This is a genomic window from Spirillospora sp. NPDC047418, assembly GCF_040643275.1.
Classification (GTDB): Bacteria; Actinomycetota; Actinomycetes; order Streptosporangiales; family Streptosporangiaceae; genus Spirillospora.
In genome coordinates this window covers 35,209-44,530 of record NZ_JBEYTW010000072.1, presented here as the reverse complement: position 1 = coordinate 44,530, position 9,322 = coordinate 35,209, and the positions used below count along the sequence as shown (strand labels likewise).

Genomic DNA, 9,322 nt, shown 5'->3' with positions numbered 1-9,322 from the left:
TCCGACCCGGGCGCGGGGGGGGGGGGGGGGGCCCCCCCCCCCCCCCCCACACCGGGGGTCTGGGGGTCGCCCCCCAGAAAAAGGACCGAAACGCCCCGGCGAAGCCGCCAGCAAAGCGGCGGCGAGCACGGGTCGTCCAGAGTGGAGGTGGCGGGAATCGAACCCGCGTCCTTCGGTGATAAGTCAGGGCTTCTCCGGGCGCAGCCTGCTTGGCGTTTTCTCAGTCCCGGCGCTCACGCAGGCGTGTCGCCGACGGACTCAGTCGCTGTTCGCTGTCCCTACCGGCCCCGCGACCGGGTCGGTAGGTGGAGTCTCCTTACGATGCCAGACCCCGGCTCGGAGACGCTACCGGGCTGACAGAGTTCGCTCCTCGCTCAGGCGGCGAGGGCGAACTCGGACTGCTTCTTGTTGGCAGTTATTGGTTTGCTGTCACAGGATTTACGAGGTCACGACAGCAACCCTCGACCCGCTTCCCCTGGCTCGAACGACCGAAGTCGAAGCCGGTCACCCCCATGTTGAGTTGTCAAAGCAGGCGCCCGAGGACGTCCGCACGATGACGTTACTAGGGTAACGCGTGCGCGGGCAACGTTATTTCCCCCCAGACGACCGTGAACCCCGGTGGGCGCGTGTTGTGTCGCGCCCACCGGGGTCGACCGGCAGGGTCGGGCCGGTCGGGACGGCAGAGCCTCCCCCGAGACGAGGCTCTGGTCTCATCACGGCGACTGGGTCCCGCAACCCCCCGAGCGGTGGCCCAGTCACCCGTAAGGACGCCCGGGGGCGGCGGGATGGTTGCGTCCCGCGTGTAAAGAGATCCCAAACTCAGTTGCGGCCGGTCAGGAACCGGGCGGCGAGCTTAGGGGTGCTGACGGGGCCTTCGACGGCGATCGCGAACGCGCGGTCGCCTTCGGAGCCGACGAACCAGGAGACGGTCTTGGTGTCGCCGCCGCGCACGTAGTTGGCGAGGGCGGCGACGCCGGCGTCGGCGTAGCCGCCCCGGGCGTTGCCGCGGTCGGCGGTGCGGCCGAGGACCCGCTTGAGGCTGACGAGTGGTTCGGAGCTCAGCGTCTCCGCCGGCGGCGCCTGGACGGTCTTGGTGATGTCCTTGAGGACGTACGGGGGCCGCCACGTGCCGTTGGAGGCCGCGGCCGCGACCAGCGCCATGCCGAGGGGGCTCACCTCGACGTTGCCCTCGCCGACCATGGCGGCGGCCTTCTGCCCGTCGTTGACGGGGGTCGGCAGCGTGCCGGTGAACGCGGGGACGGTGAGGCCCCAGTCCTTGCCGATGCCGAACTTGGCCGCCTCCTGGACGAGGGTCCGCGCGTCCAGCTTGGCGCCGAGTTGCGCGAGGGCCGTCGTGCAGGACGCGGCGAACGCGTTGGCGAAGGCGGTCTCGCCGTGCGCCTTGCTGGTGAAGGTCTTGCCGCCGACGGTGACGGTGCCGGGGCAGGCGGTCTCGGTGGTCTGGTTCATCCCGGCGTGCGAGAACAGGGCCTCGGCGGACACGATCCCGAACGTCAGCCCCGGCGGGTATTTGCCGTCGAAGGCGCGGTTCTCGCCATTGGTCCCGTGGTTGGCCACGGCGAGCACCTCGCCGGTGCTCGGCCGCACCACGACCATGGACGCCGGGTACGACAGCCCCTTGAGCGCGAAGTCGGCGCGGGCCTGGTAGCCGGGGTCGAGGGTGGTGCGGACCTCCTCGGGCTGCTGGCCCTCCCAGGACCGCAGCTCCTCGGTGTTCTTGCCGGACTCGTCCTGCGCGACGACGCGGACGGTCGGGGTGCCGGCGAGGCGGCGCTGCTGGAGCAGCTGGACGCCGCTGACGCCGATCGTGTCGCCCGGCTGGTAGGGGGCGCCGACCTGCTGGAGCCGGTCGGCGGTGGCGGGGCCGAGGCCGCCGATCAGCTCGGGCGCGTAGGCGGGCGCGATCGGCGCCTGGACCGGGTCGAAGTGCAGGCCGGGGATGGTGTTGAGCCGCCGGATCAGCGCGTTGTGCGCGGGGACCTGCAGGGTCAGCAGGGGCAGGAAGTCCTGCGGCGGGGCGGACCGGACGCGGCCGAGGAGGCGCTCGGCGTCCAGCCGCCGCCCACCGTCGATCTTGGTCTGCTTGGCGAGCTGCTCGAGGGTCTTCGCCGGGTCGGCGAGCTGGCCGGGGAACACCCCGACGTTGTAGGCGCCGACCTCGCGCAGCAGCGAGCGGCCCAGCGTGTCGGTGATGGGCGCGCGCTTGGGCACCTCGGTCACCACCGCGAGCCGCTGCCCCGGCTTCAGCTTGGTGTTGATGACCGACGGGCTCCAGACGACCTTCCACTTGCCGTCGACGCGGCGCAGGTGCATCAGGCCGGGGTACTCCCACGGCTGGCCGTTCTCGCCGAGGTCGATCTTGACGGTGAAGCGGGCGTCGGCCTCGTCGCCCTTCTTGACGACCTGGTCGACGCCGCTGCCCTCCACCTCGGTGCCGAGGGACAGCCGCAACGACGCGGCGTCGAGCTGCTCGCGGACGCGGGCGAGGGCCTGCGCGACCTGCTCCTTGTCGGTGCCGATGGTCTGGCCGGCGGCGGCCTCGTAGTTGCCGACCTGCCAGGCGATGAGGAAGTCCCGGACGGCCGGCATCGCCGACGGCTCGGCCCGGGCGCCCGGCATCATCGTCGCGGCGAGGGCGCCGGAGGCCACCAGTGCGCCGCCCGCCAGCGCGATCGCCCGCCGCGGTATGCCTCGCCGCCGCCGCCCGTCCTCGTGCTTCATCGACACCTTCACCGTCTCCTGAACCGGGCCGCCGCCGCCTTCTGCATCTCACGGTCGGCTTCCCGCTTGGCGATGGCCTGGCGCTTGTCGTAGGACTTCTTACCACGGGCCAGGCCGATCTCGACCTTGGCCTTGCCGTCCTTGAAGTACAGGGCGAGCGGGATCAGCGTCCAGCCCGGTTCGGACGACTTGGCGATGATCTTCTGGATCTCGCGCTTGTGCAGCAGCAGCTTGCGGCGCCGGCGGGGCGCGTGGTTGGTCCAGGTGCCCTGGGTGTACTCGGGGATGTGGACGTGCTCCAGCCAGACCTCCCCGTCCATCACGTGCGCGTAGCCGTCGACGAGGGAGGCGCGGCCGGCGCGGAGCGCCTTGACCTCGGTGCCCATCAGCACCATGCCCGCCTCCCACGTGTCGTCGATGTGGTAGTCGTAGCGGGCGCGCTTGTTCTGGGCGATGATCTTCCGCCCGGTGTCCTTCTTATCTTTCTTGCGCCCGGTGTCCCGTGCCACGTCATCAGTCCTTGTCCGGCGTTCGTCTGTCGAGCACGGTCGCGTGCAGGCCGCGCAGCACCGTCCGGGCGCGCCGCTCGGCCACGTCCGGCGGCCGGTCGGCGGAGACCGCCACGTCGGGCTCGATCCCGACCCCGTCGAGGTTACGGCCGCCCGGGGTGCGGTAGCGACCGACGGTCAGCTCGATGACCGACCCGTCGGCGAGCTCGATCGGCTCCTGGACCGAGCCCTTCCCGTACGTACGCGATCCTACGATCACCGCGCGGTCCCGGTCGCGCAGGGAACCAGCGACGATCTCGGCGGCGCTCGCGGTGCCGGCGTCGACGAGCACCACCAGCGGGACGTCCGGGTCTCCCGGCACCGTGACCGTGCGGCGCTGGACGGGCCGGCCGCGCGGCTCGTAGGTCACGACGGGGCCGTCCGGCAGGAACGCCGACGCCGTGTCGACCGCCTCGTCCAGCAGCCCGCCGGGGTTGCCGCGCAGGTCCAGCAGGACGCCGCCGGTCGGGCGGCCGGACGGCGACCGCCCGGTCACGGCGGCGCGGACCTCCGTGCCCGTACCGCGCGTGAAGGCGCCGACGCGGATCAGGCGCGCGTGCTCGGGAAGAGCGGTCACCGTGACGTTCCCTCCGGGGACGGGTGTGCGGACGAGGTGGAACCGTAAGGTTCGACGGCCGCGTTCCACGGTGAGTTCGACGGCTTCGCCCTGGCGTCCGCGCAGCGCCGCCGCGACCCGGGAGAGGTCCCAGCCGGCCACGGACCGGTTCCCGACCGCGGTGACGGCGTCGCCGGCCCGCACCCCGGCGCGCGCGGCGGGGGTGCCCGGCTGAACGCTCGCGACGAGGACGCCGGTGCCGCGGCCGGAACCGCCGAGCCACAGCCCCACGCCGCTGTAGTGGCCGGTCAGGCGTCCTTCGACGTCGTCGTACTCGCGGGCCGGGTAGTAGTGCGCCCATGGGTCGCCGAGGCCGCGCAGCATGCCCTCGATGGCGGCGCGGTCGAGTTCGCCGCGCCCGACCGGTTTCGCGGCCCGGCGCCCGATCTGCGCCGCGGCCTCGTCCAGCACGGATCCGCCGCCCGCGACGGCCGCGTGCCGCTGCGAGCCGGACCCGCTCACGACCCCGGCGCCGTACGCGCAGACGATCGCCGCCGCGACGGCCGCGCCGCGCAGCACGCGCCCCGGCCGCCCCCTCAGCGGCGGCACGGGTGCTGCGGCGACGCGGACGAGATCATGCGGCAAGTGTAGGGCGGCGACACGGCCCGGATCCGGCACTCGCCCCGGATCCGGGCGACCGCGTCAGATCTTCAGGTATCTGCGCAGCGTCAGGAACGACGCGACGGCGCAGAGCAGCACACCGAAGCAGATCGACACGATGATGACGAGGAACACCGTGCTCCAGCCGAGCTGGCTCACGAGCTGGACGTCTCCCGCCAATCTGTCGACCAGCAGCTTCTTACTGAACACCAGCAGGATCGAGGAGAAGATGCCGCCGATCAGGCCCGCGATGGCGCCCTCCAGGATGAACGGCATCTGGATATAGGTGTTGGACGCGCCGACCAGCCGCATGATGCCGGTCTCACGGCGCCGGTTGAACGCCGACAGCCGGACGGTGTTGCCGACCAGCATGACCGCCGCGATCACCTGGATCAGCGCGATCGTCAGCGCCGCCACCTGCAGGCCGTTCAGGATCCGGAAGAACCGCTTCAGGATCTCCTGCTCGTTGATCACCGTGTCCACGCCGGGCTGGCCGAGCATCGCCTGCGCGACCGCCTTGTACTCCTCCGGGTTGCGCAGCTTCACCCGGAACGAGTCGGGGATGTCGCCCTCGCGGGTGCTCTCCACGAAGCCCGGCGAGCCGGAGAAGCGGTCCTTGAACCGCTCGTACGCCTGCTGCTTGTTCTCGTACTCGACGCCGGAGACCTGCGGCATCTTCTTCAGGCTCGCCTGGAGCGCCTGCCGCTGCTGGTCGGTGACGTCCTGCTTCTGGCAGGCGGGGTTGGAGCTCGTCTTGGCGCACAGGAAGATCGAGACCTCGATCTTGTCGTACCAGTAGCTCTTGGACGCGTCGACCTGCTGCCGAAGGAGGAGTCCCGTGCCGAAGAGCGCCATGGCGATGGCGACGGTGATGACGAGGGAGATCGTCATCGTCATGTTCCGGCGGAGACCGATCCAGATCTCCTGGAGAACGAACTGTACGCGCATGCCTCGCTGTCCTTGATCGCCTTTGGTCCGCCCGGAACCCGGGCGGCCTCATGAGGGAACGCGGCCCGAAGCGGGCGGTCCCCGCCTTCCGGCTGTCGTACGCCCCGGCGGGAATCGTTGGTTCAGATGGTCAGTACGCCTGGCCGTAGACACCGCGGGACTGGTCGCGGACGACCCTGCCGTCCTCCAGTTCGACGACGCGCTTGCGGAAGGCGTCGACGATAGCGGCGTCGTGGGTGGCCATGACGACGGTGGTGCCGGTCCGGTTGATGCGGTCCAGCACCTTCATGATGCCGATCGAGGTGGCGGGGTCGATGTTCCCCGTGGGCTCGTCCGCCAGCAGGATCATCGGCCGGTTGACGAAGGCCCGCGCGATCGCGACGCGCTGCTGCTCGCCGCCGGACAGCTCGTCCGGCATCCGGTGGGCCTTGCCCTCCAGGCCGACGAGGTCGATGACCTCCGGGACGACCTTGCCGATGAAGCGCCGCGGCTTGCCGATCACCTCGAGGGCGAACGCGACGTTCTCGAAGACGTTCTTGTTGGGCAGGAGGCGGAAGTCCTGGAAGACGCAGCCGATCCTGCGGCGCAGGTGCGGCACCTTCCAGTTGGTCAGCCTGCTCAGGTCCTTGCCCGCCACGTGCACGTGACCCTGGGAAGGACGCTCCTCCTTCAGGACGAGGCGCAGGAAGGTCGACTTACCGGAGCCGGACGGACCCACCAGGAACAGGAACTCGCCCTTCTCGATGGCGACGTTCACATGCTGCAGGGCCGGCCGGTTCTGGCTCGGGTAGACCTTGGTGACGTTGTCGAAATGGATCACGGCTGCATCACGGCGGTTCGCTGTAGGGGTTGGGGAGCGGCCCGGCCCGCGGCCACGGACGGGTCCGTGGGCACTTGCCTGCGCCGCCCGGCTTCACGACCGGGTGGGACGCGGAGCCTTCGAGCAGTGTAGAGGGGACCGGCAACTACCTCGTCCCACTCGGCGAGGTACGGGTACTCCAGGACGTCGTTCAGCCCGATCGGTGCCTTCCGTCCGATCAGTGCCATGTGATCCGTCTCCCGACGTCCGGCCGTTTCCTACCATCAAGGTCCCGGACTTGCCGGAACGACCATACAGTCCGGCTACGCTGGATGATGGCGAAAGATACCTAATAAGTGGACGGACACCGAAGAAGCGGACGCTTCCCGCACGGACCCGCGAACCGATCCCGGAGATTGGGGCCCACGACATGAGCTGCGAACATCTGATCTGCGCTCAGTGCTCGAACCCGGTGGTGGAGGGCCGCTGCGCCACCTGCCGGGCCGCCCGGTCGGAGATGCACCGGCACGGTCCGTCCATCCCGCCCGCGATCGTCCTGGCCGCCCTGGTGGCCCTGCTGTTCACCGCCCTCGTCCTGCGCCGCGTCTACGGCTGAGCCCGCCCGGCGGCGCAGCCCTCTCGACCGCCGAGCCCAGCCGGCCGTCAGGGCTGCTTGAGCGGCGGGGTCGCGGCCTTGGTGACGGTGCCGTCGTCGGCGATCATCTGCGCCTTCGGCTGCGGCTTGCCCTTCTTGGCCTTCGCCGGGTCGTAGGCGGCGAAGTGCAGGGTGCCGGTCGTGTCGACCTCGTTGCCCTCGACGGTCCCGTCCAGGAGGTGCTCGGCGTCCTCGGGGATCTCCGGTTTCGGGGTGTCCGGGTCCTCGGCGACCAGTGAGGTGTTGCGGAACAGCGAGTAGACGACGAGCCCGCCGCCGCTCTCGGTCCGCAGCCCGAAGTAGGGGAACGGCGTCGCGGTGTAGACGGCCTGGAACGTGAGGTCCTTCTTCTTGGCCTTCTTCTTCGCGTGCCTGTCGTCCCGGTAGAAACCGGTCGTGACGTCGTTGGACTTCATCACCTTGGCGGCGACGCTGCCGCCGCCCTCCGCGGCGATCGTCGCCTGGATCCCGCCGACGTCGCGCGGGCGGATGAGCAGCGACGTGTCATCGCTGCTCAGCGCCTCCGCGTACCCCTCGTCGTCGACCGCGACCTCCGGCACCTTGGCCTTCTTCTGCAGGAGCGTCGCCAGCGTCAGCTTCCAGTGGTCGGACGGCCCGCGCAGGACGAACGCCATCAGCACCGTGTGCTCGCTCTTGGGCCTGCCCAGGACGGAGCGGTCGACCGACGCCACGAACCACTGCGGGTAGGCGGCGTCCTTCAGCTTCGGCACGTACAGCTTCGGCTCGCCGTAACCGAACCGCCGCACCGGATCGCCGTCGTAGGCGGCCTTGCGGAACTCGGCGGCGGTGAGCTGCGACTGGCCGTCGGACGTCCACGTCAGCGCGAGCCGCTCGTCGCCTGCGGCGCGGGCCACGTCCTCGTCGGTGACATAGGTACGGAACGCCCGCTCCGCGACCTCGGGGGTCAGCGGCACCGGCTCCGGCGGGGACGTCTCGGGCACGCCCGCGACGGGCCGCGCCTCCGTCCTGCTCTCGGCGCAGCCCGCGGCGGCGAGCGCGAGGATGAGCGGCACGACGGCCGCGATCACGCGCAGGAACCTGTGCACAGACCCGTCCCCCGGACCGAACTCCGTGCCGGCCGTCGTCGGCCGGCCTCCTCGGCCCGTGATTCTGCCATCCGTACACCATCGGCCGGTGCACGGGCGTCACCGCGAAGCGTACGCATCACGGCAAGGCCACTGCATAACGGCGATAGGCTCGGACCGTGGCAGGCATCGATCCGGAAGAGCAGCTCAAGGAGCTCGGCACGACGCTCACCAGCATCGAGCAGGTGCTGGACCTCGACGGCATGCGGCGCGACATCGCCGACCTGCGCGAGCAGTCGGCCGACCCCGACCTGTGGAGCGACCAGGAGCGCGCCCAGTCGGTGACCCGCCGCCTGTCGCACCTCGAAAGCGAACTGGGCCGGGTGGAGGGCCTCCGGCAGCGGCTGGACGACGCCGGCACCCTGTACGAGCTGGCCCGTGAGATGGACGACGCCGACACGCGCGCGGAGGCCGACGAGGAGCTCGCGGCGCTGAACAAGGCCGTCCAGCAGCTGGAAGTGCGCACGCTGATGTCGGGCGAGTACGACGCCCGGGAGGCGCTGGTCACCATCAACGCGCAGGCCGGCGGCGTGGACGCGGCCGACTGGGCCGAGCAGCTCCAGCGCATGTACCTGCGCTGGGCCGAGCGGCACGGCTACTCGACGGAGGTCTACGACACGTCCTACGCCGAAGAGGCCGGGATCAAGTCGACCACGTTCGCGGTGAAGGCCCCCTACGCGTACGGGACGCTGCGCGGCGAGCACGGCACGCACCGGCTGGTGCGGATCTCCCCGTTCGACAACCAGGGCCGCCGGCAGACGTCGTTCGCCGGCCTGGACGTCGTCCCGGTCGTGGAGCAGAGCGACCACGTCGACATCGACGACAGCGAGCTGCGGGTGGACGTGTACCGGTCGTCCGGGCCGGGCGGGCAGGGCGTCAACACCACCGACTCGGCGGTGCGGATCACCCACATCCCGTCCGGGATCGTGGTGTCCTGCCAGAACGAGCGCAGCCAGCTGCAGAACAAGGCCACGGCCATGAACGTCCTGCAGGCCAAGCTCCTGGAGCGCAAGCGCCAGGAGGAGGCGGCGAAGATGTCGGAGCTGCGCGGCGAGGGCACCAGCAGCTGGGGCACGCAGATCCGCAACTACGTGCTGCACCCGTACCAGATCGTCAAGGACCTGCGCACCGGCGTCGAGGCGGGCAACCCGTCGGCGGTGCTGGACGGCGACCTCGACGAGTTCATCGAGGCCGAGATCCGCTGGATGCGCCAGCAGGAGGCGGCGGTCTGACCCCGCCGGCCCGGCACCGGCCCGCCGCGTGATCGTTCCGCCGGGTCCCTGCGGCGGCGTCTTTCGACGGAGTTCC

Annotated in this window: 8 protein-coding genes and 1 other RNA gene; 2 read left to right on the top strand and 7 right to left on the bottom strand. The window is 70.7% G+C overall.

Annotation, left to right across the window (positions count from 1 at the left end; genetic code table 11):
- Window positions 1–139: 139 nt before the first annotated feature.
- The 6 genes from ssrA to ftsE all read right to left on the bottom strand — a co-directional run bounded on the left by ssrA (window position 140) and on the right by ftsE (window position 6,274).
- Window positions 140–512, bottom strand: a transfer-messenger RNA (tmRNA) gene (gene ssrA, locus ABZ806_RS32980).
- Window positions 513–819: 307 nt separating this feature from the next.
- On the bottom strand, window positions 820–2,742 hold the full coding sequence (locus ABZ806_RS32975) for a penicillin-binding transpeptidase domain-containing protein (RefSeq protein ID WP_500221363.1): 1,923 nt from the start codon (window positions 2,740–2,742) through the stop codon (window positions 820–822).
- A gap of 8 nt (window positions 2,743–2,750) precedes the next feature.
- Entirely contained in the window at window positions 2,751–3,251 is a 501-nt protein-coding gene (gene smpB, locus ABZ806_RS32970) for an SsrA-binding protein SmpB (RefSeq protein ID WP_163058001.1), read from the bottom strand.
- Window positions 3,252–3,255: 4 nt separating this feature from the next.
- A complete protein-coding gene (locus ABZ806_RS32965; RefSeq protein ID WP_500221362.1) occupies window positions 3,256–4,455 on the bottom strand; it encodes a S41 family peptidase in 1,200 nt (399 codons plus the stop codon).
- A 93-nt stretch (window positions 4,456–4,548) separates the two neighbouring features.
- Entirely contained in the window at window positions 4,549–5,454 is a 906-nt protein-coding gene (gene ftsX, locus ABZ806_RS32960; RefSeq protein ID WP_500221361.1) for a permease-like cell division protein FtsX, read from the bottom strand.
- A gap of 130 nt (window positions 5,455–5,584) precedes the next feature.
- Window positions 5,585–6,274, bottom strand: a complete 690-nt coding sequence (gene ftsE / locus ABZ806_RS32955) for a cell division ATP-binding protein FtsE (protein WP_067637726.1) — start codon at window positions 6,272–6,274, stop codon at window positions 5,585–5,587.
- A gap of 409 nt (window positions 6,275–6,683) precedes the next feature.
- On the opposite strand from ftsE, the gene ABZ806_RS32950 reads away from it, so the two are divergent.
- The gene (locus tag ABZ806_RS32950; RefSeq protein WP_500221360.1) at window positions 6,684–6,869 is read left to right on the top strand and encodes a hypothetical protein; all 186 of its coding nucleotides are present in this window, start codon (window positions 6,684–6,686) and stop codon (window positions 6,867–6,869) included.
- A 47-nt stretch (window positions 6,870–6,916) separates the two neighbouring features.
- On the opposite strand, the gene ABZ806_RS32945 is transcribed toward ABZ806_RS32950, so the two are convergent.
- Entirely contained in the window at window positions 6,917–7,975 is a 1,059-nt protein-coding gene (locus ABZ806_RS32945; RefSeq protein WP_500221359.1) for a DUF8094 domain-containing protein, read from the bottom strand.
- 158 nt (window positions 7,976–8,133) lie between these two features.
- On the opposite strand from ABZ806_RS32945, the gene prfB reads away from it, so the two are divergent.
- A complete protein-coding gene (gene prfB, locus ABZ806_RS32940) occupies window positions 8,134–9,246 on the top strand; it encodes a peptide chain release factor 2 (RefSeq protein ID WP_500221358.1) in 1,113 nt (370 codons plus the stop codon).
- Window positions 9,247–9,322 lie beyond the last annotated feature (76 nt).